The following is a 24,807-nucleotide window of genomic DNA, read 5'->3' on the forward strand; positions in this document are numbered from 1 at the left end:
CGCGGGCTGCCACCATCGGTGGCAGCACGTCGCGTGCCGCGCCAGGTCCACCGAGGGGCGGGCCGTCGCGCACAGCACAAAGGAGCCGCGTGAGCGGCACTCCGACCTTCGAGGTTACCGCGCAGTCCCGGCAGGTGCAAAAAGCTCGGCCACCGTCACGGGACCGCCTCCGCTCCGGCCTTTGCCCGGGACGCCGGCCCGACGGCCCGGCGGGCGGTGCACCGGGATCAGAACGTGCCCAGCAGGTCGTACTGGGCGGCCAGCGCGGCCTCCAGGTCGGACTCGCTCGACGCGCTGACCTCCATGGCGTACCGGTCCCGGGTCGACATGCAGTAGAAGACCGAGTTGAGGGTCTGCTGCAGGCACCGGGTGCCGGGCACCGGGCCGGTGTAGTCGAAGTCCTCCCAGGGGTCCTGCCCCTGCGCCTGCGCCTGCGCCACGGACTGTGCGATGAACGAGTCCCGGACGGCCCGCGCACCGGCCGCGTCCCGGGCCCGGTAGACGTTCACCCGGCCCAGGCTCACCCGGTCGACGCCGGTGGCGTCGAACAGCTTGCGCGTGCCGACCGGGTCGGTGTCGTAGTTCAGCTCGCCGGCCCCGGAGTACAGCCCGTCGACGACTGTCAGGTCCTCCCCCACGTTCGGGACGGTGCGCGCCAGCAGGCCGTCCGGATCCACCTGCTGGTCGGCCAGCTGGGACTTGCGCAGCGGCTTGAAGGCCTTGGCGGCCGCCACCTCGACGGTGAACGCCGACCGGGCCAGGGCAGGCAGCGAGGACGCGGCGGACGTCGGACCCTGCGTCCACACGTAGAGGACCAGCGACCCCTGCGGCAGGAAGGCGTGCAGGTAGGCCCGCGTGCCGCTGCTGGTGGTGCTGCGGCCGGTCCAGCCGGCCGCCCCGGCGAAGCCCGGGACGGCGGCCTTGCCGGTGTCGCCCTTCTTGTCCTGGGCGGCGCCGACGAGGGCCTTGGCGCCGGCGGTGGCCGCGGCCGGGGTGTCGAACTCGAAGAGCGCGACGACCATGGACGCGGAGCCGTCGGTGGTGCTGCGGCTGCTGGCGAACCCGGCCAGCATGCCGGCCCGCGCGGCGACCGAGTCGGCGGGCGAGACCAGGATCTGGGTGATCGCGGCGGGGCTCTTGAAGGGCAGCGTGGACAGCGACGCCAGCTTGGTGAACCGCGGGTCGATCAGCGTGGGCGGGACGACGGCGCCGGCCAGTCGCTGCGACTCGAGCAGGGTGGCCCCGGCGGCGGACGGTCGCTCCGGGATGCTGCGCGGGGTGGTCGCGTAGGAGCCGGTCCCGGACCCGGACGACCCGCTGGTCGAGGTGGAGGTGTCCGAGCTGCTGGTCGAGCTGCCGGTGCTGCCGGTGCTCCCGGTGCTCTCCGTGCTGCCCGTGCTGCTGCTGTCCGTGGTCTCCGTGCTGTCCGTGGAGCTGGTGTCGGCCGTGGTGTCCGGCGTCGACGTGTCCGTGCTGTCGCCGGTCGACGGCACCGTCACCGACGGCGTGCTCGCCGCCGTCGACGGGATCGTGGCGCCGGCGACGGTGGTCGGTGAGCCGGCGATCGTCGACGCGCACCCGGCGACCAGTGCCGCGGTCAGCGCCGCCGCCGCGGCGGCCACCAGTCTGTTTCTGCCGCTCGCCCGCACGTCCGCCTCCTCGCCGGCGTCCCGCCACCGACGGCGGACCGCACGGCCGTGACGGTACCCGGCGGGACCGGGCGCGGGCTGCGGACCGAGCGATGGGCGGCCGACCTCCGGGCTGCCCGACGGGCTCACGACCCGACGGGCGACCGGACGGCTCGGGTGGCGGCGGCCCGGGCGGCCAGACCGTCCGGGGCCGGGTAGTCGACGGCGACCAGCGTCAGGCCGCGGGCGGGTGCGACGGTGATCTCCGCCGTGCGCAGCCCGGCCGCCAGCAGCGCGGCCGGGCGCTCGACCGGGGCCCGGCCGGACCCGACGGCCAGCAGGGCACCCACCAGCGCCCGCACCATCGAGTGGCAGAAGGCGTCGGCCGAGACGTGCAGCACCACCTCGTCCGGCGCACCGGTGACGACGTCCAGCCGCTGCAGGTCCCGGACGGTGGTCGCGCCGGGCCGCGGCCGGCAGTAGGCGGCGAAGTCGTGCAACCCCGTCAACGCTGCGGCCGCGCGCTGCATGAGCGCCGCGTCCAGCGGCCGGCGGTACGCCAGCACGTCGGCCCTGGCCAGCGGGTCGACGCCCCACTCGGCCGTCGACACCCGGTAGCGGTAGTGCCGGCGCAGCGCGGAGAACCGGGCGTCGAAGCCGTCCGGCGCCGCGGTGACGGCCCGGACGCGGACGTCCGGCGGCAACAAACCGGACAGCCGCCGCAGCAGTCCGAGCAGGCCGGCGGACTCCTCCGCCGGCCGGTCCCGCGGCGTCAGGCCGGGTAGCAGGTCCGACGGCACGTCGACGTGCGCCACCTGGCCGGTCGCGTGCACGCCGGCGTCGGTGCGGCCGGCCACGACCATCGGTACCGGCCGGCGCACCACCAGCTCGAGCGCGTCACCGAGCAGGCCGGCGACGGTGCGCCGGCCCGGCTGCACCGCCCAGCCGGCGAAGTCCGTGCCGTCGTAGGACACGTCCAGCCGCAGCCGCGTGCACCCGGGTGGGACGGCCGACGTCCGGACGCCCGCCGCCCCGTGGTGCGGAGACGACGGATCCCGGCCCGCAGCGACCGTGGTCTGCTGCGGAGCCGGGATCGGCGGTGCGTCGATGTCGGTCGGCGGGTCGTGGTCCGCGCGGGCGCGGACCGGCGGCCGTCAGGCCCGCGAGGTCCCGGCGGTGTCGTCGCCCTCGGCCTGCGCCTCGGTGCCGGCCTGCTCGGTCTGCGCCGACGTGGTGTCCTCGGCCGGGGTCTCCCCCGCCTCGGTGGCGGTGCCCTCGGCGTCGACCGCGGGACCCTCCTCGACCGGCGCGGCGGTGCTGGCAGCCGGGGTGCTGGCAGCCGGGGTGCTGGCGACCGGGATCGCCGGGGCGGCCGGCACGGCGGCGGCCGCGGTGTCGCCCGCGGTGTCGTCGCCCTCGGCCTGCGCCTCGGTACCGGCCTGCTCGACCTGGGCCGACGTGGTGTCCTCGGCGGGGGTCTCCCCCGCCTCGGTGGCGGTGGTCGAGGCCGGCGCCACCAGCGGCGCGGCGACCGCGGCCGTGGCCGGGGTGCTGCCGGTGCGCGCGGAGGACCGGGTCCGGGCCGCACGGCGGGCCGTCCGGGTCGCCGCGGCGGAGACGGTCTCCTCGGCGATGAGCTCGATCAGCGCCATGGGTGCGTTGTCGCCCTTGCGCGGCGCGGTCTTGATGATCCGGGTGTAGCCGCCCTCGCGGGTGGCGAACGACGGGCCGATCTCCGCGAACAGCTTGTGCAGCACATCCTTGTCACGGATGACCTTGAGCACCTCCCGCCGGGAGTGCAGCGTGCCGCGCTTGGCCGAGGTGATCAGCTTCTCGGCGAACGGACGCAGCCGCTTGGCCTTGGCCTCCGTCGTGGTGATCCGGCCGTGCTCGAACAGCGACTGGGCCAGGTTGGCCATGATCAGCCGCTCGTGCGCCGGCGACCCGCCGAGTCGGGGACCCTTGGTGGGCGTGGGCATCTGCTGCTCCTTGCGGTGGTGATGTCTGGTGGTCCGCCGCCGGTGCGGCCGGGCGGCCTGGGAGGGTGCCCGGCCGGAGGCCGGACAGGTCCGCCGGCGCGCCGCCTGGACGGTGCACCGGCGGACCGGGGTCAGATCTGCTCGGTCTCGGCGTAGTCCTCGTCGGTGCCCGACGAGAACCCGGAGAACGTGCTGCTGGAGTCGTCCCCCTCGCTCCAGTCGTTGTCGCCGTAGGCCTGCGCGGCGGCCACCGGGTCGAAGCCGGCCGGCGAGTCCTTCAGCGACAGGCCCAGGCCGTGCAGCTTGACCTTGACCTCGTCGATCGACTTCTGCCCGAAGTTGCGGATGTCGAGCAGGTCGGCCTCGGTGCGCGAGACGAGCTCGCCCACGGTGTGGATGCCCTCGCGCTTGAGGCAGTTGTAGGAGCGGACGGTCAGGTCCATCTCCTCGATCGGCAGCGCGAACGCGGCGATGTGGTCGGCCTCGGCCGGGCTCGGCCCGATCTCGATGCCCTCGGCCTCGGAGTTCAGCTCGCGGGCGAGACCGAACAGCTCGACCAGGGTGGTGCCGGCGGACGCCACCGCGTCGCGCGGGGTGATCGACGGCTTGGTCTCGACGTCCAGCACCAGGCGGTCGAAGTCCGTGCGCTGCTCGACACGGGTCGCCTCGACGCGGTAGGTGACCTTGAGGACCGGCGAGTAGATCGAGTCGACCGGGATGCGGCCGATCTCGGCGCCGACGACCTTGTTCGGGGCGGCCGGGACGTAGCCGCGGCCGCGCTCGACGACCAGCTCGATCTCGAGCTTGCCCTTCTTGGTCAGGGTGGCCAGCGCGAGGTCGGGGTTGTGCACCTCCACGCCGGCGGGCGGGGCGATGTCGGCCGCGGTGACCGGGCCAGGGCCCTGCTTGCGCAGGTACATCGTCACGGGCTCGTCGTCCTCGGACGAGACCACGAGCTCCTTGAGGTTCAGGATGAGCTCGGTGACGTCCTCCTTGACGCCCGGCACGGTGGTGAACTCGTGCAGCACGCCGTCGATGCGGATGCTGGTGACGCTCGCGCCGGGGATGGAGGACAGCAGGGTGCGCCGGAGCGAGTTGCCCAGCGTGTAGCCGAAACCGGGCTCGAGCGGCTCGATGACGAACCGGGAGCGGGTCGGGGTCAGCGGTTCCTCGGTGAGGACGGGACGCTGCGAGATGAGCACGGGGTACCTCTTTCGGACAGGTGGCGACCGCCATATGACGCCACACGGGGTACTGCTGCCGGTCGCCGCACGGTGACGACGACCGGGTGCTGCCGCGACCGCCGGGGAGCCGGCCGGTCGGGTGTCCCGCGGACCCGGCGGAGCCCGGCCCCGCGCGCCGCACCGGAGTGTCCGGGGTGGCGCGCGGGTGACCGGGATGCCGCCGTGGTCAGCGGGCCGGGCAGGTCACTTCGAGTAGTACTCGACGATCAGCTGCTCGGTGATCTGGGAGTCGATCTGCTGCCGGACCGGGAGCTGGTGCACCAGGATCTGCAGCGAGTTCGGGACCACCTGGATCCACGCGGGGACGGGACGGTCGCCGAACGTCTGGCGGGCCAGCTCGAACGGGAACGTCTCGACCGACTGCTTGCGGACGGTGATGATGTCGTACTGCTCGACCCGGTAGGACGGCACGTCCACGCGCTGGCCGTTGACCTCGAAGTGGCCGTGGGTGACCAGCTGCCGGGCCGCCCGCCGGGTGCGGGCCAGGCCCGCGCGGTAGACGACGTTGTCGAGCCGGGACTCGAGGATCTGCAGCAGGGTCTCGCCGGTCTTGCCGGGACGGGACGCCGCCTCCTTGTAGTACCGGGCGAACTGCTTCTCCATGACGCCGTAGGTGAAGCGGGCCTTCTGCTTCTCCTGCAGCTGCGTCAGGTACTCCTTCTCCTTGGTCCGCGCACGGCCGTGCTGGCCGGGCGGGAAGGGACGGCGCTCGAACGCGACGTCGCCGCCGACCAGGTCGGTCTTCAGACGCCGGGAGATCTTGGTGACAGGTCCGGTGTATCTCGCCATTTCTCTTCTCCTCCCGGTGTCAGACCCGGCGCCGCTTGGGCGGCCGGGTGCCGTTGTGGGCCTGCGGGGTGATGTCGGCGATCGCCCCGACCTCGAGGCCGGCGGCCTGCAGGGAACGGATCGCGGTCTCGCGGCCCGAGCCCGGGCCCTTGACGAACACGTCGACCTTGCGCATGCCGTGCTCGATCGCCTTGCGGGCCGCGTTCTCGGCGGCCATCTGCGCGGCGAACGGGGTCGACTTGCGCGACCCCTTGAAGCCGACGTGGCCGGCGGACGCCCAGGAGATCACGGCACCCGTCGGGTCGGTGATGGAGACGATGGTGTTGTTGAACGTGCTCTTGATGTGCGCGTGGCCGTGGGAGACGTTCTTCTTCTCCTTGCGGCGGACCTTCTTGACGGCCGCGCCGCCCTGGCGGGTCTTCGGGGGCATGGCGGATTACCTGGCCTTCTTCTTGCCGGCGATGGTCTTCTTGGGGCCCTTGCGGGTGCGGGCGTTGGTCTTGGTCCGCTGCCCGCGCACGGGCAGGTGCCGGCGGTGGCGCAGGCCCTGGTAGGACCCGATCTCCATCTTCCGGCGGATGTCGGACTGCACCTCGCGGCGCAGGTCACCCTCGACCTTGATCTCCGCGGCGTCGATGGCGTCGCGCAGGGCGAGCACGTCGTCGTCGGTCAGATCCCTGGATCGCAGGTCCGGGCTGATCCCGGTGGCCTTCAGGAGCTCCGCCGCACGCGTGCGGCCGATCCCGTAGATGTAGGTCAGTGCGACCTCCATCCGCTTGTCGCGGGGGAGATCCACACCGGACAGTCGTGCCATCAGGCGCGTCCTCGTCTCGTCGTGTCACAGGTGTCGGACGCGTCCCGTCCCCCACCCGCGGGCGAGGGCCCCGGCCTGTGGTCCGGGGGTGGACCCGGCCTCACGGGCCGGGATGGTGACGCGCTGTTCTCGTGGTGCCGCCCCGCGGTGTGGTGCGGTGCGGCGGTCGCGGCGCGGTGGCCGCGGACGCCCGGGGTCAGCCCTGGCGCTGCTTGTGGCGCACGTTCTCGCAGATGACCATGACGCGGCCGTGGCGACGGATCACCTTGCACTTGTCACAGATCGGCTTGACGCTCGGCTGGACCTTCACGTCCGTGCCTCTTTCTCTCCCTGACCCGCCGGATGACGGGTCACGCGCACCGGTCGGGTGCGCTCCCTACCGGTCCCCGGTCGGGGCCGGTCGAAGCCGGGCCATCCGGGCCCGGCCCCACCCCCGAGGCGGGGGCGGATTTCGGTGGTGCGGTGGTGCGGTGGTGCGCGGTGGTGCCGGTGCGGCTGCCGGACCGGCCTACTTGTAGCGGTAGACGATCCGGCCGCGGGACAGGTCGTAGGGCGACAGCTCGACGACCACGCGGTCCTCCGGGAGGATGCGGATGTAGTGCTGCCGCATCTTGCCGCTGATGTGCGCGAGCACGCGGTGCCCGTTCTCCAACTCCACCCGGAACATGGCGTTGGGGAGCGGTTCGACCACGCGGCCCTCGACCTCGATGGCCCCGTCCTTCTTGCCCATGCCCCTCCAGAGTCGTGTCGACAGGTACCGGTGCACCTGCTCCGACCACGGCACCGGACACCGTCGACCGTGGTCGCGGTTTCCAGGGCTCGGCCACCAGGAGGATCCGCGCGGGACGCGGCTCCGACGGCGGGCGGCACGCCGTCCGAACCTGGACAGCACGCAGCGCCGGGCAGAAATGCACCGACCGTCTACTGTACGCCGGGATGACGTCGGCTTCAATTTCGCCCGGACGGCGGCAGGGTGCGGCGGCCGGATCCCGGCCGCGAGGCCCCGCTCCGCGCGGCGGCCGGACCCATGGTCACCCAGCGGACCCGTCGCGGCAAGGGCACGCGCCGGACCGGGCGGACCGGCCGGTGCGGACGGGGGTGCCGCGGTGAACGCCTACGGCTACGTCTGGATCTCCTACGCCGTGGCGGCCGCCGTACTGGTCGCGCTGGGCGCCACGGTGCTGGTACGCCGCCGCCGCGGCGTGCCCGGTGCGGCCGAGGTGCTGGTGCTCCGCGGTCTGGTCCTCGGCGTGCTGGCGGTGGTGATCCTGCGGCTGGCCGACGCCGCCGAGGAGGACGACGGGCTGGCGTCCTACGACCGGCCGGTGTGGCACTGGGCCGTCGACCACCGCTCCCCCGCACTGACCGGGGCGTTCCGGGTGGTCACCACCGTCGGCAGCACGCTGGTCATGTCCGTGCTGGCGACGGTGGCGGTGGCCGTCCTGGCGGCGCGCCGGCGGTGGTGGGACGCCGGGCTGGTGGCCGTGGTCGGCGTCGGCGCCGCGCTGCTGGTCACCGTGGGCAAGCACGTGGTCGGCCGCACCCGGCCGCCGGTCGCCGAGCGCCTGGTCGTCGAGACCAACCAGTCGTTCCCGTCGGGGCACGCGCTGGCGTCGGCGGCGGTGCTCGGCGTGCTGGTGGTGGTCCTCGGGCGGTGGTGGGCGCCGGCGACCCGGCTCGCCGCGACGGTCGCCGCCGTCCTCGCGGTGCTGCTCATCGGTGCCAGCCGGGTCTACCTGGGCGTGCACTGGGCGACGGACGTCCTCGGCGGCTGGCTCACCGGGGCCGCGTGGCTCTTGCTGTGCTGCACGGTCCGGCTGGTCCTCGCCCGCCGCAGCGCGGTCGGGTTGCCCTCCGGCGGGACCACCCCGGCGGACGATGCGCGCCCGCTGCCCGCCACGCTCCGGCCGGCCGCCGACGGGAGCCTGCAGCGCGACGGCGCCGACATAGCCCGGGGCGGGGAGCAGGCACGGCCGGCCGGCCGGGATCGGGCGTCGCGGGCCGGGAGCCGGCCGGCGGGGACCCCGGGCGCCCCGGCCGGACCGCCCGGTGCCGCCGGTGCTCGCGATGCGGGCCCTGCGGCGGATGCCTCCGTTGCGGCACCGCCGGGTGACGGGCCGGGTGCCACGCCGACCCGGGACGCCGGCGCAGCGCCGGTCCGCGAGGACGGCGCCGGCGCACGGTGACCGGTCAGCCCTGCTGGTAGCCGCCCTGCTGGTACCCGGCCGGCTGGCCGTAGCCGAGCTCGGCCGCCGTCTGCCGGGCGCCGTCCGTCACCGGGACGGCGACGACGGCGGTGCCGTACGCGCAGATCTCGGTCCAGACATCGCCGATCTCGCTGGTGTCGAACCGCATGCCGACGATGGCGTTGCCGCCGCGGGCGCGCGCCGCCTCCAGCAGCCGGCCCATGGCCTCGTTGCGGCTGTCGCCGAGGTTCTTGGTCATGCCCTGCAGCTCGCCGCCGAACATGGCCTTGAAGCCGGCGCCCATCTGCGAGAACGCGTTGCGCGAGCGGACGGTGAGGCCGAACACCTCGCCGCAGACCCGCTGGATCTCCCAGCCGGGGAGGTCGTTCGTCGTCACTGCCAACATCGGGGACTCCTGCTAGGTCGAAGGTGCCGCCGGCCCGCTGACCGGCTGCGGCCGGCGCTCCGGATCCGTCCCGGCACTGTCGGCGAGCTGATCGTGGCACGCGGTGACCGCGCTGTCCGGCGTTGTGCCGAGCTGGTGCCCCTTGCCGCGCGGGCCCGGAGTCCGGGCCCTGCCCGTCCCGTCCGCCGAGCTGTCCACCGCCCCGCCCGCCGGACCCTTCCGGCAGGTCGGGCGGCCGCTCGCCCACACCGGCCGCGGCGCCGCCTCGGCCCCGAGGAAGGCGACGAAGAGTCCCACCAGCAGCGCCGCTCGTCCCCACACGCCGATCATCAGGGCCTGCGCCGCCAGGGAGTCGTACACGCCGCTGGGCTTGCCCTGGTAGAGCAGGTACTGCCAGCGGAAGAAGCCCACGCCCATCGCGACGTCCGCGACGAGATAGGCCAGGATCCAGCCGGCCCGCACCCGCAGCAGCACGAAGAACGGCAGCAGCCACAGCACGTACTGCGGCGAGTGCACCTTGTTCAGCAGGAGGTAGGCGGCCAGCATCGCGGCGCCGACCTGCAGCCACGGGTAGGCGCCGACCCGGCGCGCCCGCCAGGCACCCCCCAGCAGCGCCAGCACCATGCCGACCGCGGTGCTCACCGTGGACAGCGTGCCGAGCTTGCCCTGCAGCGCCAGGTTGTCCGCGTTGCCGTCCGGGCGCGCGCCCCAGAACCAGATCGAGTTGGTCGTGACGTCGATCGGCCGGGACCACTGAAACCGGAACGAGGCCCACCAGCCGTCGAACCCGGCGATCATGAACGGCAGGTTCGCCAGGGCGAAGACGGTGGCCGTGGTGAGCAGCACCCCGACCGCCCAGGTCCAGCGGACCTGCCGCTCCCCCGACCCGTCCAGCACGCTGCGCCGGGCCGGTGCCGTGGCCGGCAGCGCAGGCCTCCCGGGTGTCGAGCTGGCCGCGCCGGCGTCCGGGCCGTCCAGTCCGTCCGCGGCGGCCGGTGCCGGCACCCGGGTGCGCGCCGACCGCTCCGGCGCCAGTCCGGCGCCGACCCACAGCGCGATGGGGGCGGCGAACATCAACGGGTAGAACTTCAGGGCGCCGCCCACGCCGAGCAGCACGGCGCAGCCCAGCAGCCGGAGTCCGGGGTGTCGCGACCGGTCCAGTCCGGACAGCAGCGCGAACGCGCCGACCACCGCGGCGACGGCGAGCAGGTCCCAGTTCAGGTACGCGTACAGCACCAGCGGCGGCCCGAGCGCGTACCACCAGGCCCGGATCCCGGCCAGGCGGTGCAGCAGCACCGCCACCAGCAACCCGCACAGGGCGAGCACCGGGGCATTCCAGGCCAGGAACTCCGCGTCGTCGTGCGACGGCAGCGAGGTGAGCCAGATGACCACGCCGGTGAGCACCGGGTACTCCAGCGTCCCGCCGGAGATCTGCCGGGTGACCGGGTCGTACGAGCCGTGCAGGTACGGGAACCGGTGCAGGTACAGCTCCCGACCGGTCCACAGGTACTGCAGGTCCGTGTAGCAGACGTCCCGGGTGATGCGCAGGGTGAGGTCCGGCTCGCTCTGACCGACGGCGGTGAACTCGGGACCCACGCAACGCTGCTTGTTGACGTACCCCAGGGTCAGCGTCAGACCGGTGAACAGCAGGGTGAGCACCAGCAGCGCCGCGGGCACCGCCCGGCGGACGGGCGGCCGGTCAGCGCGCTCCCGGACACCTGGTGTGCCAGCGCCCGGGGGCACCCGGGTTCGCGGGGACGTGGCCGTGCCGGGTCCGCCGCGGCCGTCGTCCGTCCCGGCCGGCGGCCGCCCCGACGCCACCCGTCAGTCCAGCGACACGGGCACGACGCCGTAGGGCGCCAGGCCGGCGGCGCCGCCGTCCCTCGCGGTCAGCACGCACACGCCGTCCGCGAGCACCGCCACCGAGTGCTCGAAGTGCGCGGAGCGGGCGCCGTCCCGGGTGGACACCGTCCAGCCGTCGGGCAACTCGACGGTCGAGGCCTTGCCCAGGGCCAGCATCGGCTCGATGGCCAGCGCCATGCCGGCCGCCAGCCGCGGTCCCTTGCCGCGCCGGCCCTGGTTGGGCACGAACGGCTCCATGTGCATGGCGCGGCCGATCCCGTGACCTCCGTAGCCCTCGACGGAGCCGTAGCGCCGGCCGTCCAGGTGCCCGGACCGTTCGGCCGAGGACTCGATGGCGTGGGAGACGTCGCCGAGCCGGCCACCGTCCCGGATGGCGGCGATGCCGGCCCACATCGCGGACTCCGTGGCCCGCAGCAGGTCGACCTCCGCCACCGACGGGGGCTCGCCCACGTGCACGGAGAAGGCGGAATCGGCGTGCCAGCCGTCGAGGACGCAGCCCGCGTCCACCGACAGGAGGTCGCCGTCGACCAGGATCCGTGACCGCGACGGGATGCCGTGGACGATCTCGTCGTTCACCGAGGCGCAGATCGTGGCCGGGAACGGGTTGTCCGGGTCGCCGTAGCCCAGGAAGTTGCTGGTGGCGCCGTGCTCGGCGAGGACCGCGGCGACGGCGTCGTCCACGTCGGCGGTGGAGACACCGGGCCGGATCACCGCCCGCGCCGCCTCCAACGCCTCCGCGAGCACCAATCCGGCCGCACGCATGGACTGCAGCTCGGTGCGGGTCTTGTACTCCACTCCGCCGGACCGGCCCACGGGTCAGTCCCCCGCGTGGAGCGCGGCGTCGATCGCCTTGCGCAACCGCTGCTGGACCTCGTGCACCTCGCCGACCCCGTCCACCCGGACGGTCTTGCCATCGTAGTAGTCGATCATCGGCACGGTCTCGCGGTGATAGATCGCCAGCCGGCGGGAGATGGCCTCGGCGGTGTCGTCCGACCGCCCGCGGGATAGCAGCCGGTCGAGCAGCACCTCGTCGGGCGCCTCCAGCAGCACCGCCAGGTCGAGCGGCTCCTCGCGCTCCTCCAGCAGCGCGTCCAACCACCGGGCCTGGGTCAGGTTCCGCGGGAACCCGTCGAGCAGCCAGCCGGCGTGCGCGTCCGGGGCGGCCAGCCGCTCGGTGACCATCTGCTGGGTCACCTCGTCCGGCACCAGCGCGCCGGAGTCGGTGAAGGCCTTGATCGCCAGACCGAGCTGCGAGCCCGACGCGATGTGCTCGCGGAACAGGTCACCGGTGGACACGTGCGGGATCCCGTACCCCTGGGCCAGCAGCGTGGCCTGCGTCCCCTTGCCCGCACCCTGCGGCCCGATGATCAGCAGGCGCATCAGCGGAGGAACCCTTCGTAGTTGCGCTGCATCAGCTGGGTCTCGATCTGCTTCACGGTGTCGAGGCCGACACCGACCATGATCAGCACCGCCGTGCCGCCGAACGGGAAGTTCTGGTTGTTCCCCTCCCCGGTGATGGACAGGAACATGTTCGGCAGGATCGCCACGATGCCCAAGTAGAGCGAGCCGGGCAGGGTGATGCGGGACAGCACGAACTGCAGGTACTCGGCCGTCGGCCGGCCCGGGCGGATGCCGGGGATGAAGCCGCCGTACTTGCGCAGTTCCTCGGCCCGCTCGGTCGGGTTGAAGGTGATCCCGACGTAGAAGTAGGTGAAGAAGATGATCAACGCGAAGTACAGCAGGACGTGCACCCAGCTGGACTGGTTGATGATGTATTGGTTCAGCCACTGGGCCACGCCCGAGTAGGTGGCGACCCCGGTCACCGCGTCGGCGGTCGGCGTCCCGAACAGCTGCACCAGCAGCGACGGGATGTACAGCAGCGACGTGGCGAAGATGACCGGGATGACGCCGGCCTGGTTGACCTTGAGCGGCAGGTAGGTCGAGGTGCCGCCGTACATCTTGCGGCCGATCATGCGCTTGGCGTACTGCACCGGCAGCCGGCGCTGGCCCTGCTCGACGAAGACCACCGCGGCGATGATCGCCAGGCCGATGAACAGCACGACGGTGAAGACCAGGCCGCCCTGGCTGGCCAGGATGTTCTGGCCCTCGGCCGGGATCCGCGCGGCGATCGAGGTGAAGATCAGGATCGACATGCCGTTGCCGATGCCGCGGTCGGTGATCAGCTCACCCATCCACATGATCGCGGCGGTGCCGGCGGTCATCGTGATCACCAGGGTGATCAGGGTGAAGGCGCCGGTGTCCGGGACGATCTGGTCGGCCACGCTGCAGCCGCTGAACAGGCCGCCGTTCAGCGCCAGCGCCAGGAACGCCGTCGACTGCAGGATGCCCAGCCCGATCGTCAGGTACCGGGTGTACTGCGTCATCCGCGACTGGCCGGCCTGGCCCTGCTTCTTCAGCTGCTCGAACCGCGGGATGACCACGGTGAGCAACTGGATGATGATCGACGCGGTGATGTACGGCATGATGCCGAGCGCGAACACGGACAGTTTCAGCAGCGCCCCGCCGGAGAACAGGTTGAGCACCGTGGTCAGGCTCGTGTCCTGCCCGTTGGACTCCGTGAGGCACTGGTTCACCGCGGAGTACGAGACCCCCGGCGAGGGCAGGGTCGCACCCAGCCGGTAGATCGCCACCAGCGCCAGCGTGAAGAGGATTTTCTTCCGCAGATCTGGGGTCTTCAGCGCCGAGACGAAAGCGGCGAGCAAATGGTCCTCCTGTGCACGGACGCCGAACGCGTGCACGCCGGTGCACCGGCGTCGCTCGACGGGTGGGCAGCGTGCAGGCAGGAGCCGACAGGACGGCCCTGGCCTGCACGACTCTAACGCACGATCCCCCGGACCCGGCCGCCCTCGAGAGGGCGGTCCCGGTCCGGGGGATCAGCCGACAGCCGAACTCAGTCGGCGACCTGCGTGCTCCCGCCGGCGGCGGCGATCTTCTCGCGCGCCGAGCCGGAGAAGGCGTCCGCGGTGACCTGCAGCGCGACACCGGCCAGGTCCCCGTCGCCGAGGACCTTCACCGGCTCGCCGGAGCGCACCGCGCCGGCGGCGACCATGTCCGTCACGGCGACGGCGCCGCCCGCCGGGAACAGCGTCGCCAGCTGGCCGACGTTGACCACCTGGTAGGTGGTGCGGAACGGGTTCTTGAAGCCCTTGAGCTTCGGCAGCCGCATGTGCAGCGGCAGCTGGCCGCCCTCGAAGCCCGGGGACACGCCCTTGCGGGCGCCGGTGCCCTTGGTGCCGCGACCGGCGGTCTTGCCCTTGGAGCCCTCACCGCGACCCACGCGGGTCTTGGCGGTCTTGGCGCCCGGGGCCGGGCGCAGGTGGTGGACCTTGATGCTCACTGTTCGTCACTTCCCTGGAGACGCTCGCCGGCGACCGGCTCGACCACCAGCAGGTGCGTGGCCGACCGGATGTAGCCGCGGACCGCCGGGCTGTCGTCGACGACGACGCTGTGGTGGATCCGCTTCAGGCCGAGCGAGCGCACCGACTCGCGCGCGTTGCGCTTGTTGCCGATGGTCGAGCGGACCTGGGTGATCTTCAGCTGGGCCATGTCACGCCCCCTGTCCGGCTCGGGCACGGAGCATGGCGGCCGGGGCGACGTCCTCGATCGGCAGCCCACGGCGGGCGGCGATCGACTCCGGACGCTGCAGGCCCTTGAGGGCCGCGATGGTCGCGTGCACGATGTTGATCGGGTTGTCCGAGCCGAGCGACTTGCTCAGCACGTCGTGGATGCCGGCGCACTCGAGCACGGCACGCACCGGCCCACCGGCGATGACACCGGTACCGGGGGACGCCGGGCGCAGCAGCACGACGCCGGCCGCGGCCTCGCCCTGGATCGGGTGCGGGATCGTGGAGGCGATCCGCGGCACCTTGAACATGTGCTTCTTGGCCTCCTCCACGCCCTTGGCGATGGCGGCCGGGATCTCCTTGGCCTTGCCGTAGCCGACACCGACGCTGCCGTCGCCGTCACCGACGACGACCAGCGCGGTGAAGGAGAACCGCCGGCCGCCCTTGACGACCTTGGCGACGCGGTTGGTGACGACGATGCGCTCGAGCAGCGGGTTCTTCTCCGCGACGGCGTCCCGACGGCCGTCCCGGCGGTCGCCGCGGCCGCCACGGCGGTCGCCGCGGTCGGAACCGCCGCGGTCGCCGCCGAAGCCGCCGCCGAAGCCGCCGCCCTGTCGTGCGGGTCCGGGCATCAGATGTCCCTCTCGATCTGCTGGTACTGCGGGCGCACGGTCGCGGCGGCCGAGGGGACGGCCACCGTGCCGGACGCGCGGGTGGGGGTGGGTCGGGTCATGGTCAGAACTCCAGCCCGGCGCCGCGGGCGCCGTCGGCCAGGGCCGCGATCCGGCCGTGGTACTTGTCGCCACCGCGGTCGAACACCACCGAGGTGACCCCGGCGGCCTTGGCCCGCTGGGCGATCAGCTCGCCGACCTGCTTGGCCTTGGCGCTCTTGTCGCCCTCGCCGGACCGCAGGTCCGCCTCGAGGGTGGACGCCGAGGCCAGCGTGCGGCCGGCGGAGTCGTCGACCAGCTGGGCGGCGATGTGCCGGGCCGACCGGTTGACCACCAGACGCGGCCGCGCGGCCGTGCCCACGACCTTCTTGCGCAGCCGGAAGTGACGCGTGGCACGCGCCTGCCGACGTGCGGCGGAGACACTGTTCGCCATCACTTGCCCTTCTTCCCTTCCTTGCGCCGCACGACCTCGCCGGCGTACCGCACGCCCTTGCCCTTGTAGGGCTCCGGCTTGCGGATCCGGCGGATGTTGGCGGCGACCTCACCGACCAGCTGCTTGTCGATGCCCTCGACCCGGAACCGGGTCGGCGTCTCGACGACGAACGAGATGCCCTCCGGCGCGGTCACCGGCACCGGGTGCGAGAAGCCCAGCGCGAAGACCAGGTTCCGGCCGTCGGCCGTGACCCGGTAACCGGTGCCCTGGATCTCCAGGCTCTTGGTGTAGCCGGTGGTGACGCCGATGACCATGTTGTTGACCAGGGTCCGGGTCAGCCCGTGGCGCGCGCGGGAGTCGCGCTCGTCGTCGGGCCGGGTCACCAAGAGCTCGCCGTCCTGGCGGGCGACCGAGATGGGCTCGACCACCGTGTGGGTCAGGCTGCCCCGCGGGCCCTTGACCGTCACCTGCGAGCCGTTGATCGTCACGTCGACCCCCGCGGGAACGGGGATCGGCAGTCTTCCGATTCGCGACATGTGGTCCTGCCTTACCAGACGTAGGCGAGGACTTCCCCGCCCACCTTCTTCTTGGCGGCCTGCCGGTCGGTCAGCAGACCGGTCGAGGTCGAGATGATGGCGATGCCCAGGCCGCCGAGGACCTTGGGCAGCTCGGTCGAGCGGGCGTAGACCCGCAGGCCCGGCTTCGAGACACGCCGCACACCGGCGATCGAGCGCTCGCGGTTCGGGCCGTACTTGAGCTTGACGACCAGCGACTTGCCGACGGGCGCCTCGCCCGTCGTCCAGGAGCCGATGTAGCCCTCCTTGACCAGGATGTCGGCGATGTTGCCCTTGAGCTTGGAGTAGGGCATCACCACCTCGTCGTGGTAGGCGGTGTTGGCGTTGCGGATCCGGGTCAGGAAGTCCGCGATCGGGTCGGTCATGACCATGGTGGGTGGTGCCTTTCTCGCCCGGTTCCGCTGCCGGTGGCAGGGCCTGTGACGTGGCCGCTCGCGCCCGGTGGCGCGGCGAGGTCCGAAGAGGGGTGCGGCGCCGGGCGCCGTGACGGCGCCCGGCCGGTGGCCGGGAGGGCGGCAGGGGTGGCGGTGGCCGGCCCCTGCCGCGCGGTCACCAGGAGCTCTTGGTGACGCCGGGCAGCTCGCCGGCGTGCGCCATCTCGCGGACGCAGATCCGGCACAGGCCGAACTTGCGGAACACCGAGTGCGGCCGGCCGCAGCGGTTGCAGCGGGTGTAGGCCCGCACCGCGAACTTGGGCTTGCGCTTGGACTTGTTGATCAGGGCGGTCTTGGCCACTGTCAGTTCTCCTTGAACGGGAAGCCGAGGTGCCGCAGCAGCGCCCGACCCTCGTCGTCGGTGGTGGCCGTGGTGACGACCGTGATGTCCATGCCGCGGGGCCGGTCGATCCGGTCGATGTCGATCTCGTGGAACATCGACTGCTCGTTCAGGCCGAACGTGTAGTTGCCGTTGCCGTCGAACTGGGCCGGCGACAGCCCGCGGAAGTCGCGGATACGGGGCAGCGCGATGGTGACCAGCCGGTCCAGGAACTCCCACATGCGGTTGCCGCGCAGGGTGACCTTGGCGCCGATCGGCATGCCCTCGCGGAGCTTGAACTGGGCGACCGACTTGCGGGCCCGGCGGACCAGCGGCTTCTGGCCGGTGATCAGCGACAGGTCGCGGACGGCGCCCTCGATCAGCTTGGCGTCCCGGGCCGCCTCGCCGACGCCCATGTTGACGACGACCTTGACCACGCCGGGGATCTGCATGACGTTGGCGTACGAGAACTGCTCGTTCAGCGCGGGCCGGATCGTCTCGACGTAGCGGGCCTTCAACCGCGGCGCCGGGGCGGCGGTGTTCTGGGTCTCGGTGACTGCCGTGGTCATCACAGGTCCTTCCCGCTGCGACGGCCGAACCGCACGCGCCGTCCGTTCTCGTCGGCGCGCTTGCCGACCTTGGTCGCCTTGTTGTCGGCGTCGACGACCATGACGTTGGAGATGTGGATCGCCGCCTCCTGCGTCACGATCCCGCCAGACTTGGCGCCCCGCTGCGTCGTCGAGACCTTGGTGTGCTTCTTGATCCGGTTGACACCCTCGACCAGGACCCGCTGCGTCTCGGGGTAGGCCTGGATGACCTTGCCCTTGGCGCCCTTGTCCTTGCCGGCGATGACCAGCACGGTGTCGCCCTTCTTGACCTTCAGACCCATGGTCACAGCACCTCCGGCGCCAGCGAGATGATCTTCATGTAGCGCTTGTCGCGCAGTTCCCGGCCCACCGGGCCGAAGATGCGGGTGCCGCGCGGGTCACCGTCGTTCTTGATCAGGACGGCGGCGTTCTCGTCGAACCGGATGTACGACCCGTCCGCCCGCCGCTTCTCCTTGACCGTGCGCACGACGACCGCCTTGACGACGTCGCCCTTCTTGACGCCGGCGCCCGGGATCGCGTCCTTGACGGTGGCGACGATGATGTCGCCGATCCCGGCGTACCGGCGCGACGAGCCGCCGAGCACCCGGATGCACAGGATCTCCTTGGCGCCGGTGTTGTCGGCGACGCGGAGTCTGGACTCTTGCTGAATCACAGCCAGCCCGTCTTTCTGCTCATGCACGTCCTGCGGTTCCGTCCGCGGCCCCCCGGCACGGGCCGGCACATGCGAAAAGACAAGAGGAAGTACGGGCTTCCCGGGACGGACCCGGGGCTGCCCGGCGATCTCGAGGATCCCCGGGCGACGACCCGCCTTTTCGCTCTTGCCGTCGGCATGCGCCGGGCGCCGCTGCACTGCAGCGACGCCGTGAGGTGGTGCGGACGAGGTCCCGACAGGATTTCCGACCCTGCCGGGCCTGTGCTGAGGCCCGGTTCTCTCGTTCCGGGCACCAGCCGCCCACAGTACCCGATCGGAGCCGGTGCTTCAACCGCGCCGACGCCTTCTCCGCAGGTCAGCGGGGACGCCGGCGGGCCGCCACCGGGCCCGCACCCGCCCCGGGTACGACGGAGCCCCCGTCGCCGCGGTGCGGGGACGGGGGCTCCGTGATCCGGCTCAGCGAGCCGGAGAGGTCACTTGGCCTTCTCGAGGACCTCGACCAGCCGCCAGCGCTTGGACGCCGACAGCGGACGCGTCTCGGCCAGCAGGACCCGGTCGCCGATGCCGGCCAGGCCGGCCTCGTCGTGGGCCTTGACCTTCGAGGTCCGGCGGATGACCTTCGAGTACCGCGGGTGCTTCACCCGGTCCTCGAGCTCGACCACGATGGTCTTGTCCATCTTGTCCGAGACCACGTAGCCCTCGCGGACCTTGCGGTCGCCGCGGGCCGGCGCGCCGGTGGTCCCGGTCGCCGTGGTGGCCTCAGGGGCCTCGGTGGTGCCGGTGGTGTCCGGAGTGCTCATGCCACACCTCCCTGGGTGCTCGCGTCGCCGTCAGGACCGACCGACAGCCCGAGCTCGCGCTCGCGCAGGACGGTGTAGATCCGGGCGATGTCGTGCCGGACGCTGCGCAGCCGGCGGTTGTTGTCCATCTGGCCGGTCGCCATCTGGAAGCGGAGGTTGAACAGCTCCTCCTTGGCCTCGCGCAGCCGGGTGGCCAGCTCCTCGGCACCCAGCTCGCGGAGCGAGTTGGCGGCGGACGTCGACGTGGCGGCCATCAGCTCTCACTCCCTTCCCGGGTGACGATGCGGCACTTCATGGGCAGCTTGTGGATCGCGCGGCGCAGGGCCTCGCGGGCCACGGCCTCGGTCGGGTAGCTCATCTCGAACAGCACCCGACCCGGCTTGACGTTGGCGACCCACCACTCCGGCGAACCCTTGCCGGAACCCATGCGGGTCTCGGCCGGCTTCTTGGTCAGCGGGCGGTCCGGGTAGATGTTGATCCAGACCTTGCCGCCACGCTTGATGTGCCGGTTGATGGCGATACGGGCGGACTCGATCTGCCGGTTCGTCACGTAGGCGGGCTCGATGGCCTGGATGCCGTAGTCACCGAAGGTGACCTGGGTCCCACCGGTGGCCAGCCCCGTCCGGTGCGGACGGTGCTGCTTGCGGTGCTTGACCCGGCGTGGGATCAGCATGCGTCAGCCCTCCTCGGGGGTGCTCGCGGCCGCGGCGACCTCGGGGGTCCCCGCGCCGGTGTCGGCGGCGGCCCGACCGGCGTCCGTCGACGTCGGGGTGGTGCCCGAGGCGCCGGAGCGGCGGCGCGGACGGTCGTCGCGACCGTCCCGGCCACCGGTGCGGCCGGCACCGGCGCGCTGGGCCGCGAGGGCCTCGGCGGCCTTCTGCTCGGCCAGCGTGCCGGTCTTGTCGCCCTTGTAGATCCAGACCTTCACGCCGATGCGGCCGAAGGTCGTCTTGGCCTCGAAGAAGCCGTAGTCGATGTCCGCGCGCAGGGTGTGCAGCGGCACGCGACCCTCGCGGTAGAACTCCGACCGGCTCATCTCGGCGCCGCCCAGCCGGCCCGAGCACTGGATCCGGATGCCCTTGACGGCACCCGAGCGCTGGGCGGACTGCATGGACTTGCGCATCGCGCGGCGGAAGCTGACCCGGTTGGACAGCTGCTCGGCCACACCCTGGGCGACCAGCTGGGCATCGGACTCGGGGTTGCGGACCTCGAGGATGTTCAGCTGGACCTGCTTGCCGGTCAGCTTTTCGAGCTGGCCGCGGATGCGGTCGGCCTCGGCTCCGCGGCGACCGATGACGATGCCCGGGCGCGCGGTGTGGATGTCGACGCGGACCCGGTCACGGGTGCGCTCGATCTCCACCTTGGCGATGCCGGCCCGCTCCATGCCCTTGGCCATGAGCTTGCGGATCGCCACGTCCTCGGCGACGTACTCCTTGTAGGACTTGTCGGCGTACCAGCGCGAGCTCCAGTCGGTGGTGATGCCGAGCCGGAACCCGTGCGGGTTGATCTTCTGACCCACTAGCGGGTCCCTCCCTCGGTGGCGGTGGCGGCGGCGCGGCCACGGCCGGCCTCGGTGCGGCCGCGACGCGAGCGGCCGGTGCCGGCGGTCTCGGCGGTGGCCACCGACACCAGCTCGATGGTGATGTGGCAGGTGCGCTTGCGGATCCGGAACGCGCGGCCCTGGGCCCGCGGCTGGAACCGCTTGAGCGTCGGCCCCTCGTCCACGTAGATGCGGTCGACGAGCAGCGTGTCGGGGTTGAGACCCTGGTTGTGCTCGGCGTTCGCGACGGCGGAGGCGAGCAGCTTGGCGACCGGACCCGCCGCGGCCTGCGGCGCGTACCGCAGGATCGAGGCGGCCGACGCCGCGTTCGTGCCACGGATCAGGTCGACGACGCGGCGAGCCTTCATCGGAGTCATCCGGACGTGCCGGGCCTGCGCCCGGGCGCGCGGCAGCGCCTCGGTCGCCTCGGCCTTCTTGGCGTTCATCTGCTGTCCTCTCTCAGCCGCGCCGCGAGCGGCGGTCGTCCTTGACGTGACCCTTGAAGGTGCGCGTCGGGGCGAACTCGCCGAGCTTGTGGCCGACCATCGACTCGGTGACGAACACCGGGACGTGCTTGCGCCCGTCGTGCACGGCGATGGTGTGGCCGAGCATGTCGGGGATGATCGTCGACCGGCGGGACCAGGTCTTGATCACGGACTTCGAGCCCTTGTCGTTCGCGTTGTCCACCTTCTTGAGCAGGTGGTCGTCGACGAACGGGCCCTTCTTCAGGCTGCGAGGCATCTGGTTCTACCTTCCTGCTCGCTGGTGGGTGGCGGTGTGGCGGGCGGTGGCTGTCTTCGGTGCGGAGATCAACGCTTCTTGCCGCCCTTGCGCCGGCGACGGACGATCAGCTGGTCGCTCGCCTTGTTCGGCCGCCGGGTGCGGCCCTCGGGCCGGCCCGCCGGGTTGACCGGGTTCCGGCCACCCGAGGTCTTGCCCTCGCCACCACCGTGCGGGTGGTCGACCGGGTTCATGGCCACACCACGCACGGACGGGCGCTTGCCCTTCCAGCGCATGCGGCCGGCCTTGCCCCAGTTGATGTTGGCCTGCTCGGCGTTGCCGACCTCGCCGACCGACGCGCGGCAGCGGACGTCGACGTTGCGGATCTCGCCGGACGGCATGCGCAGCTGCGCGTACGGACCGTCCTTGGCGACCAGCTGGACGCGGGCACCGGCCGAGCGGGCGATCTTGGCGCCGCCGCCGGGCCGCAGCTCGATGGCGTGGACCACGGTGCCGACCGGGATGTTGCGCAGCGGCAGGTTGTTGCCCGGCTTGATGTCGGCACCCTGACCGGTCTCCACCCTGTCGCCCTGGCTCAGCCGGTTCGGCGCGATGATGTAGCGCTTCTCGCCGTCGGCGTAGTGCAGCAGCGCAATCCGCGCGGTGCGGTTGGGGTCGTACTCGATGTGCGCGACGGTGGCGGGCACGCCGTCCTTGTCGGCACGGCGGAAGTCCACCAACCGGTAGGCGCGCTTGTGGCCGCCGCCCTGGTGCCGGGCGGTGACCCGACCGTGCACGTTCCGGCCGCCCTTGGAGTGCAGCGGTCGGACCAGCGACTTCTCCGGCTGGTCACGGGTGACCTCGGAGAAGTCCGCGACGGAGGAGCCGCGCCGGCCCGGCGTCGTCGGCTTGTACTTGCGGATAGGCATGTCTGTTCAGTCCCTCGCTCAGGCGCCCTGGAACAGGTCGATCGACTTGCTGTCCTTGGACAGCGTGACGACGGCGCGCTTGGTGGACTTGCGCTGCCCGTACCCCGCGCGGGTCCGCTTGCGCTTGCCCTGCCGGTTGATCGTGTTCACCGAGACGACCTTGACGTCGAAGATCTTCTCGATCGCGATCTTGACCTGGGTCTTGTTGGCGTCCGGGTGCACCAAGAAGGTGTAGCTGCCCTGCTCGAGCAGGCCGTAGCTCTTCTCGGAGACGACCGGGGCCAGGATGATGTCCCGCGGGTCGGCGGTCACTGCGCGTCCTCCTCGTCGGTCTGGGCGGCGGCGTCGTCCGCGGCGGCGAGCTCCACGGCGGTGACCGGGACGGAGCCCGCGGTCACCGCGCCACCCGCCACGCCGGCACCGGTGGTGCTGGTCTCCGTGCCCGCGGCCGGCTGCTCGATCGTGCTCACCGTGCTGACGGTGCTCGCCGTGGCCGAGCCGCCGTCCTGCGGCGCGAGCTGCGCACCGGCGGCCGCGACGTACTCCTCCAGCGCGGCGCGGGTGAACACCACGTCGTCGCTGACCAGCACGTCGTAGGTGTTCAGCTGGTCCGCCGCGATCAGGTGCACCGACGGGACGTTGCGCAGGCTCTTCCAGCCCAGCTCGTCGTCGCGCTGCACGACCACCAACACGTTGCGGCCGGTGGCGCCGGTCAGGCCGGCGAGGGCCTTGACCGCCTGCTTGGTCGACGGCGTGCCGCTGATGCCGAGCCCGGACAGCACGTGCAGGTGCCCGTCCCTGGCCCGGTCGGAGAGGGCGCCGCGGAGCGCGGCCGCCTTCATCTTCTTCGGGGTCCGCTGCAGGTAGGTGTGCGGCACCGGGCCGTGCACCGTGCCACCGCCGGTGAACTGCGGCGCGCGGGTCGACCCCTGGCGGGCCCGGCCGGTGCCCTTCTGCCGGTACGGCTTCTTGCCGCCGCCGGAGACCTCGCCGCGGTTCTTGGCCTTGTGCGTCCCCTGGCGGGCGGCCGCGAGCTGGGCCACCACGACCTGGTGCATCAACGGGATGTTGGCCTGGACGTCGAACAGCTCGTCCGGCAGCGCGACGGTCGTCGCGCCGCCGTCACCGGTGACGTCGGTGATCTGGACCGAAGGCATCAGCTGGCACCCTTCGCGGAGTTGTCGGCACGGACCGCATCCGGGCCCTTGACGGCGGTCTTGATGAACACCACGCCGCCCTTGGGTCCGGGGACGGCGCCCTTGATCAGCACGAGGCCCTTCTCGGCGTCGACCGCGTGCACCGTCAGGTTCTGCGCGGTGACCTTGACGTTGCCCATCCGGCCCGCCATGCGCAGGCCGCGGAACACCCGTCCGGGGGTCGAGCAGCCGCCGATGGAACCGGGCGCGCGGTGCTTGCGGTGCACGCCGTGACCGCTGGACAGGCCGCGGAAGCCGTGGCGCTTGACCACGCCCGCGGTGCCCTTGCCCTTGGACGTACCGGTGACGTCGACGACGTCGGTGGCGGCGAAGACCTGGTCGGCGGTGAGCTCCTGGCCGACCTCGTAGTCGGCGACGTCGTCGGTGCGCAGCTCCGCCACGTGGCGGCGGGGCGTCACACCGGCCTTGGCGAAGTGCCCGGCGACGGGCTTGCTGACCTTGCGGGGGTCGACGGCGCCGAAGGCGAACTGCACGCCGGTGTATCCGTCCGTCTCGGGCGTGCGCAGCGCGGTGACGACGACCGGGCCGGCAGCGACGACGGTCACCGGGACGACCCGGTTGGCGGAGTCGAAGACCTGGGTCATGCCGAGCTTGTGGCCCAGGATGCCCTTGATCGTGGTGGCCATGGTGGGGAAGACCTCTTGTTCTGCAGGTGCGGATGGGCAGCGGACGACCGGCGCCGGAACGCCGGACCGGGCGCTACTGGATGTTGACGTCGACCGACGCCGGCAGGTCGATCCGCATCAGGGCGTCGACGGTCTTGGGCGTCGGGTCGAGGATGTCGATCAGCCGCTTGTGCGTGCGCATCTCGAAGTGCTCCCGCGAGTCCTTGTACTTGTGCGGCGAGCGGATGACGCAGTACACGTTCTTCTCCGTCGGCAGCGGCACCGGGCCGACCACCCGCGCGCCGGTCCGGGTCACCGTCTCGACGATCTTGCGCGCGGACGCGTCGATCGCCTCGTGGTCGTAGGCCTTGAGCCTGATGCGGATCTTCTGTCCCGCCACGCTTGCCGTCCTCTGTGTCGTCTGTTCGTCGTCTGCACCGGACGGCCGTGGCCGCCCGACACACCGCCCCGCCCGGCGTGGCCGCACGGGGCGCGGATGTCACTCCGCCGCTGTTCTGCTGTCGCCCTGCCGGGCGCGGTGCACCGGTCCACGCGGTCGGGCGTGTCGCCCGCCCTCCCCGGCCGGCGAGCGGCGCGGTGGACCGATCGCGCTCGCGGAGAGCGCGCGGTACAACGGTCGTGCTGTCTGTCTGTGGCTGCCGAGCCCGGTGTCCGACCCGGCGGGCCGCCGTCACGCAGGACGACGGGCCGCCTCGGCCACCGCACCCGGGGGCACACGGACGCAGCCGTGCGACGACCCGAGCCAGGGCAACCCGACAAGTATGCCCCAGTCCTGGCGGCGGTTCAAATC

35 protein-coding genes and 1 pseudogene are annotated in these 24,807 nt (G+C 72.4%); 1 reads left to right on the plus strand and 35 read right to left on the minus strand.

Going from position 1 to position 24,807, the window contains the following annotated elements; all coding sequences use genetic code 11:
* Positions 1-227: 227 nt before the first annotated feature.
* The 9 genes from IEY37_RS11870 to infA all read right to left on the minus strand — a co-directional run bounded on the left by IEY37_RS11870 (position 228) and on the right by infA (position 7,184).
* On the minus strand, positions 228-1,649 hold the full coding sequence (locus IEY37_RS11870; RefSeq protein ID WP_188941763.1) for a DUF7373 family lipoprotein: 1,422 nt from the start codon (positions 1,647-1,649) through the stop codon (positions 228-230).
* 125 nt (positions 1,650-1,774) lie between these two features.
* Entirely contained in the window at positions 1,775-2,614 is an 840-nt protein-coding gene (gene truA, locus IEY37_RS11875) for a tRNA pseudouridine(38-40) synthase TruA (RefSeq protein WP_188942346.1), read from the minus strand.
* 168 nt (positions 2,615-2,782) lie between these two features.
* Entirely contained in the window at positions 2,783-3,607 is an 825-nt protein-coding gene (gene rplQ, locus IEY37_RS22665) for a 50S ribosomal protein L17 (RefSeq protein WP_188941764.1), read from the minus strand.
* Positions 3,608-3,738: 131 nt separating this feature from the next.
* Positions 3,739-4,809 carry a DNA-directed RNA polymerase subunit alpha gene (locus IEY37_RS11885; protein WP_188941765.1) on the minus strand — a complete coding sequence of 357 codons (1,071 nt, stop codon included), beginning with the start codon at positions 4,807-4,809 and terminating at the stop codon, positions 3,739-3,741.
* Positions 4,810-5,034: 225 nt separating this feature from the next.
* Positions 5,035-5,640, minus strand: a complete 606-nt coding sequence (rpsD, locus tag IEY37_RS11890; RefSeq protein ID WP_188941766.1) for a 30S ribosomal protein S4 — start codon at positions 5,638-5,640, stop codon at positions 5,035-5,037.
* Between the two features lie 19 nt (positions 5,641-5,659).
* Positions 5,660-6,070 carry a 30S ribosomal protein S11 gene (gene rpsK / locus IEY37_RS11895; protein WP_188941767.1) on the minus strand — a complete coding sequence of 137 codons (411 nt, stop codon included), beginning with the start codon at positions 6,068-6,070 and terminating at the stop codon, positions 5,660-5,662.
* A gap of 6 nt (positions 6,071-6,076) precedes the next feature.
* Complete coding sequence (gene rpsM, locus IEY37_RS11900; protein ID WP_188941768.1) at positions 6,077-6,454, minus strand: 30S ribosomal protein S13; 378 nt, start codon at positions 6,452-6,454, stop codon at positions 6,077-6,079.
* Positions 6,455-6,650: 196 nt separating this feature from the next.
* On the minus strand, positions 6,651-6,764 hold the full coding sequence (rpmJ, locus tag IEY37_RS11905) for a 50S ribosomal protein L36 (protein ID WP_188941769.1): 114 nt from the start codon (positions 6,762-6,764) through the stop codon (positions 6,651-6,653).
* Positions 6,765-6,962: 198 nt separating this feature from the next.
* Positions 6,963-7,184, minus strand: a complete 222-nt coding sequence (infA, locus tag IEY37_RS11910) for a translation initiation factor IF-1 (RefSeq protein WP_029136093.1) — start codon at positions 7,182-7,184, stop codon at positions 6,963-6,965.
* A 376-nt stretch (positions 7,185-7,560) separates the two neighbouring features.
* Here infA and IEY37_RS11915 point away from each other — a divergent pair, with 376 nt between their 5' ends.
* Complete coding sequence (locus IEY37_RS11915; RefSeq protein WP_188941770.1) at positions 7,561-8,640, plus strand: phosphatase PAP2 family protein; 1,080 nt, start codon at positions 7,561-7,563, stop codon at positions 8,638-8,640.
* A gap of 4 nt (positions 8,641-8,644) precedes the next feature.
* On the opposite strand, the gene IEY37_RS11920 is transcribed toward IEY37_RS11915, so the two are convergent.
* The 26 genes and pseudogenes from IEY37_RS11920 to rpsJ all read right to left on the minus strand — a co-directional run bounded on the left by IEY37_RS11920 (position 8,645) and on the right by rpsJ (position 24,396).
* Positions 8,645-9,046: a YbjQ family protein gene (locus IEY37_RS11920; protein WP_188941771.1), complete on the minus strand. Its 402-nt coding sequence runs from the start codon at positions 9,044-9,046 to the stop codon at positions 8,645-8,647.
* A 12-nt stretch (positions 9,047-9,058) separates the two neighbouring features.
* Complete coding sequence (locus IEY37_RS11925) at positions 9,059-10,723, minus strand: glycosyltransferase family protein (RefSeq protein ID WP_188941772.1); 1,665 nt, start codon at positions 10,721-10,723, stop codon at positions 9,059-9,061.
* Positions 10,724-10,870: 147 nt separating this feature from the next.
* Complete coding sequence (gene map, locus IEY37_RS11930) at positions 10,871-11,722, minus strand: type I methionyl aminopeptidase (RefSeq protein ID WP_229674333.1); 852 nt, start codon at positions 11,720-11,722, stop codon at positions 10,871-10,873.
* Between the two features lie 3 nt (positions 11,723-11,725).
* Complete coding sequence (locus tag IEY37_RS11935) at positions 11,726-12,289, minus strand: adenylate kinase (RefSeq protein ID WP_188941773.1); 564 nt, start codon at positions 12,287-12,289, stop codon at positions 11,726-11,728.
* Positions 12,289-13,632 carry a preprotein translocase subunit SecY gene (gene secY / locus IEY37_RS11940; RefSeq protein ID WP_188941774.1) on the minus strand — a complete coding sequence of 448 codons (1,344 nt, stop codon included), beginning with the start codon at positions 13,630-13,632 and terminating at the stop codon, positions 12,289-12,291. Before secY ends, IEY37_RS11935 begins: the two co-directional genes overlap by 1 nt.
* Positions 13,633-13,820: 188 nt before the next feature.
* Entirely contained in the window at positions 13,821-14,267 is a 447-nt protein-coding gene (gene rplO / locus IEY37_RS11945) for a 50S ribosomal protein L15 (protein WP_188941775.1), read from the minus strand.
* Complete coding sequence (gene rpmD / locus IEY37_RS11950) at positions 14,264-14,476, minus strand: 50S ribosomal protein L30 (protein WP_188941776.1); 213 nt, start codon at positions 14,474-14,476, stop codon at positions 14,264-14,266. Before rpmD ends, rplO begins: the two co-directional genes overlap by 4 nt.
* Before the next feature lies 1 nt (position 14,477).
* Positions 14,478-15,125, minus strand: coding sequence for a 30S ribosomal protein S5 (rpsE, locus tag IEY37_RS11955; RefSeq protein WP_188941777.1), 648 nt, complete (start codon positions 15,123-15,125; stop codon positions 14,478-14,480).
* A gap of 103 nt (positions 15,126-15,228) precedes the next feature.
* A complete protein-coding gene (rplR, locus tag IEY37_RS11960; RefSeq protein WP_188941778.1) occupies positions 15,229-15,597 on the minus strand; it encodes a 50S ribosomal protein L18 in 369 nt (122 codons plus the stop codon).
* Complete coding sequence (gene rplF, locus IEY37_RS11965) at positions 15,597-16,133, minus strand: 50S ribosomal protein L6 (RefSeq protein WP_188941779.1); 537 nt, start codon at positions 16,131-16,133, stop codon at positions 15,597-15,599. Before rplF ends, rplR begins: the two co-directional genes overlap by 1 nt.
* 11 nt (positions 16,134-16,144) lie before the next feature.
* Positions 16,145-16,543: a 30S ribosomal protein S8 gene (gene rpsH, locus IEY37_RS11970; RefSeq protein ID WP_188941780.1), complete on the minus strand. Its 399-nt coding sequence runs from the start codon at positions 16,541-16,543 to the stop codon at positions 16,145-16,147.
* Positions 16,544-16,721: 178 nt separating this feature from the next.
* The gene (locus IEY37_RS11975; protein WP_188941781.1) at positions 16,722-16,907 is read right to left on the minus strand and encodes a type Z 30S ribosomal protein S14; all 186 of its coding nucleotides are present in this window, start codon (positions 16,905-16,907) and stop codon (positions 16,722-16,724) included.
* Between the two features lie 2 nt (positions 16,908-16,909).
* Complete coding sequence (gene rplE, locus IEY37_RS11980; RefSeq protein ID WP_188941782.1) at positions 16,910-17,494, minus strand: 50S ribosomal protein L5; 585 nt, start codon at positions 17,492-17,494, stop codon at positions 16,910-16,912.
* Positions 17,494-17,814 (minus strand): 50S ribosomal protein L24, encoded by a 321-nt coding sequence (gene rplX / locus IEY37_RS11985; protein ID WP_188942350.1) that lies wholly within the window; start codon positions 17,812-17,814, stop codon positions 17,494-17,496. The genes rplE and rplX overlap by 1 nt, the downstream gene beginning before the upstream one ends.
* Positions 17,815-17,816: 2 nt before the next feature.
* Positions 17,817-18,185 (minus strand): 50S ribosomal protein L14, encoded by a 369-nt coding sequence (rplN, locus tag IEY37_RS11990; RefSeq protein WP_188941783.1) that lies wholly within the window; start codon positions 18,183-18,185, stop codon positions 17,817-17,819.
* 473 nt (positions 18,186-18,658) lie between these two features.
* On the minus strand, positions 18,659-18,985 hold the full coding sequence (rpsQ, locus tag IEY37_RS11995) for a 30S ribosomal protein S17 (protein WP_188941784.1): 327 nt from the start codon (positions 18,983-18,985) through the stop codon (positions 18,659-18,661).
* Positions 18,982-19,239: a 50S ribosomal protein L29 gene (gene rpmC, locus IEY37_RS12000; protein WP_188941785.1), complete on the minus strand. Its 258-nt coding sequence runs from the start codon at positions 19,237-19,239 to the stop codon at positions 18,982-18,984. The genes rpsQ and rpmC overlap by 4 nt, the downstream gene beginning before the upstream one ends.
* Positions 19,239-19,658, minus strand: coding sequence for a 50S ribosomal protein L16 (rplP, locus tag IEY37_RS12005; protein WP_188941786.1), 420 nt, complete (start codon positions 19,656-19,658; stop codon positions 19,239-19,241). Before rplP ends, rpmC begins: the two co-directional genes overlap by 1 nt.
* Positions 19,659-19,661: 3 nt before the next feature.
* The gene (rpsC, locus tag IEY37_RS12010) at positions 19,662-20,504 is read right to left on the minus strand and encodes a 30S ribosomal protein S3 (protein ID WP_188941787.1); all 843 of its coding nucleotides are present in this window, start codon (positions 20,502-20,504) and stop codon (positions 19,662-19,664) included.
* On the minus strand, positions 20,504-20,971 hold the full coding sequence (rplV, locus tag IEY37_RS12015; protein WP_188941789.1) for a 50S ribosomal protein L22: 468 nt from the start codon (positions 20,969-20,971) through the stop codon (positions 20,504-20,506). The genes rpsC and rplV overlap by 1 nt, the downstream gene beginning before the upstream one ends.
* Before the next feature lie 13 nt (positions 20,972-20,984).
* Positions 20,985-21,266: a 30S ribosomal protein S19 gene (rpsS, locus tag IEY37_RS12020; protein ID WP_188941791.1), complete on the minus strand. Its 282-nt coding sequence runs from the start codon at positions 21,264-21,266 to the stop codon at positions 20,985-20,987.
* Positions 21,267-21,334: 68 nt separating this feature from the next.
* The gene (gene rplB, locus IEY37_RS12025) at positions 21,335-22,174 is read right to left on the minus strand and encodes a 50S ribosomal protein L2 (protein ID WP_188941792.1); all 840 of its coding nucleotides are present in this window, start codon (positions 22,172-22,174) and stop codon (positions 21,335-21,337) included.
* Positions 22,175-22,192: 18 nt separating this feature from the next.
* Complete coding sequence (gene rplW / locus IEY37_RS12030; RefSeq protein ID WP_188941794.1) at positions 22,193-22,486, minus strand: 50S ribosomal protein L23; 294 nt, start codon at positions 22,484-22,486, stop codon at positions 22,193-22,195.
* A 158-nt stretch (positions 22,487-22,644) separates the two neighbouring features.
* Positions 22,645-23,331 (minus strand): annotated as a pseudogene (rplD, locus tag IEY37_RS12035) (50S ribosomal protein L4); the annotation flags it as partial.
* Positions 23,331-24,017: a 50S ribosomal protein L3 gene (gene rplC / locus IEY37_RS12040; protein ID WP_188941798.1), complete on the minus strand. Its 687-nt coding sequence runs from the start codon at positions 24,015-24,017 to the stop codon at positions 23,331-23,333. The gene rplC and the pseudogene rplD, both read right to left, overlap by 1 nt.
* Positions 24,018-24,090: 73 nt before the next feature.
* Positions 24,091-24,396, minus strand: a complete 306-nt coding sequence (gene rpsJ / locus IEY37_RS12045; RefSeq protein WP_003938093.1) for a 30S ribosomal protein S10 — start codon at positions 24,394-24,396, stop codon at positions 24,091-24,093.
* Between the last annotated feature and the right edge of the window lie 411 nt (positions 24,397-24,807).

This window comes from Nakamurella endophytica (assembly GCF_014646215.1).
Lineage (GTDB): Bacteria > Actinomycetota > Actinomycetes > Mycobacteriales > Nakamurellaceae > Nakamurella > Nakamurella endophytica.

Excerpts from the sequence above, each read along its gene's own strand:
- rpsS (WP_188941791.1), bottom strand. The coding sequence starts at position 21,266 with ATGCCTCGCAGCCTGAAGAAGGGCCCGTTCGTCGACGACCACCTGCTC.
- rplC (WP_188941798.1), bottom strand. The coding sequence starts at position 24,017 with ATGGCCACCACGATCAAGGGCATCCTGGGCCACAAGCTCGGCATGACC.
- rplV (WP_188941789.1), bottom strand. The coding sequence starts at position 20,971 with ATGAACGCCAAGAAGGCCGAGGCGACCGAGGCGCTGCCGCGCGCCCGG.
- rplE (WP_188941782.1), bottom strand. The coding sequence starts at position 17,494 with ATGACCACGGCAGTCACCGAGACCCAGAACACCGCCGCCCCGGCGCCG.
- rpsD (WP_188941766.1), bottom strand. The coding sequence starts at position 5,640 with ATGGCGAGATACACCGGACCTGTCACCAAGATCTCCCGGCGTCTGAAG.
- rpsM (WP_188941768.1), bottom strand. The coding sequence starts at position 6,454 with ATGGCACGACTGTCCGGTGTGGATCTCCCCCGCGACAAGCGGATGGAG.
- rpsK (WP_188941767.1), bottom strand. The coding sequence starts at position 6,070 with ATGCCCCCGAAGACCCGCCAGGGCGGCGCGGCCGTCAAGAAGGTCCGC.
- rpsE (WP_188941777.1), bottom strand. The coding sequence starts at position 15,125 with ATGCCCGGACCCGCACGACAGGGCGGCGGCTTCGGCGGCGGCTTCGGC.
- rplB (WP_188941792.1), bottom strand. The coding sequence starts at position 22,174 with ATGCCTATCCGCAAGTACAAGCCGACGACGCCGGGCCGGCGCGGCTCC.
- rplQ (WP_188941764.1), bottom strand. The coding sequence starts at position 3,607 with ATGCCCACGCCCACCAAGGGTCCCCGACTCGGCGGGTCGCCGGCGCAC.
- IEY37_RS11920 (WP_188941771.1), bottom strand. The coding sequence starts at position 9,046 with ATGTTGGCAGTGACGACGAACGACCTCCCCGGCTGGGAGATCCAGCGG.
- infA (WP_029136093.1), bottom strand. The coding sequence starts at position 7,184 with ATGGGCAAGAAGGACGGGGCCATCGAGGTCGAGGGCCGCGTGGTCGAA.
- rplF (WP_188941779.1), bottom strand. The coding sequence starts at position 16,133 with ATGTCGCGAATCGGAAGACTGCCGATCCCCGTTCCCGCGGGGGTCGAC.
- rplP (WP_188941786.1), bottom strand. The coding sequence starts at position 19,658 with ATGCTGATCCCACGCCGGGTCAAGCACCGCAAGCAGCACCGTCCGCAC.
- IEY37_RS11935 (WP_188941773.1), bottom strand. The coding sequence starts at position 12,289 with ATGCGCCTGCTGATCATCGGGCCGCAGGGTGCGGGCAAGGGGACGCAG.
- rpsH (WP_188941780.1), bottom strand. The coding sequence starts at position 16,543 with ATGGTCATGACCGACCCGATCGCGGACTTCCTGACCCGGATCCGCAAC.
- rplR (WP_188941778.1), bottom strand. The coding sequence starts at position 15,597 with ATGGCGAACAGTGTCTCCGCCGCACGTCGGCAGGCGCGTGCCACGCGT.
- rpsQ (WP_188941784.1), bottom strand. The coding sequence starts at position 18,985 with ATGAGCACTCCGGACACCACCGGCACCACCGAGGCCCCTGAGGCCACC.
- rplX (WP_188942350.1), bottom strand. The coding sequence starts at position 17,814 with ATGGGTCTGAAGGTCAAGAAGGGCGACACCGTGCTGGTCATCGCCGGC.
- rpmC (WP_188941785.1), bottom strand. The coding sequence starts at position 19,239 with ATGGCCGCCACGTCGACGTCCGCCGCCAACTCGCTCCGCGAGCTGGGT.
- rpmD (WP_188941776.1), bottom strand. The coding sequence starts at position 14,476 with ATGGCCCAGCTGAAGATCACCCAGGTCCGCTCGACCATCGGCAACAAG.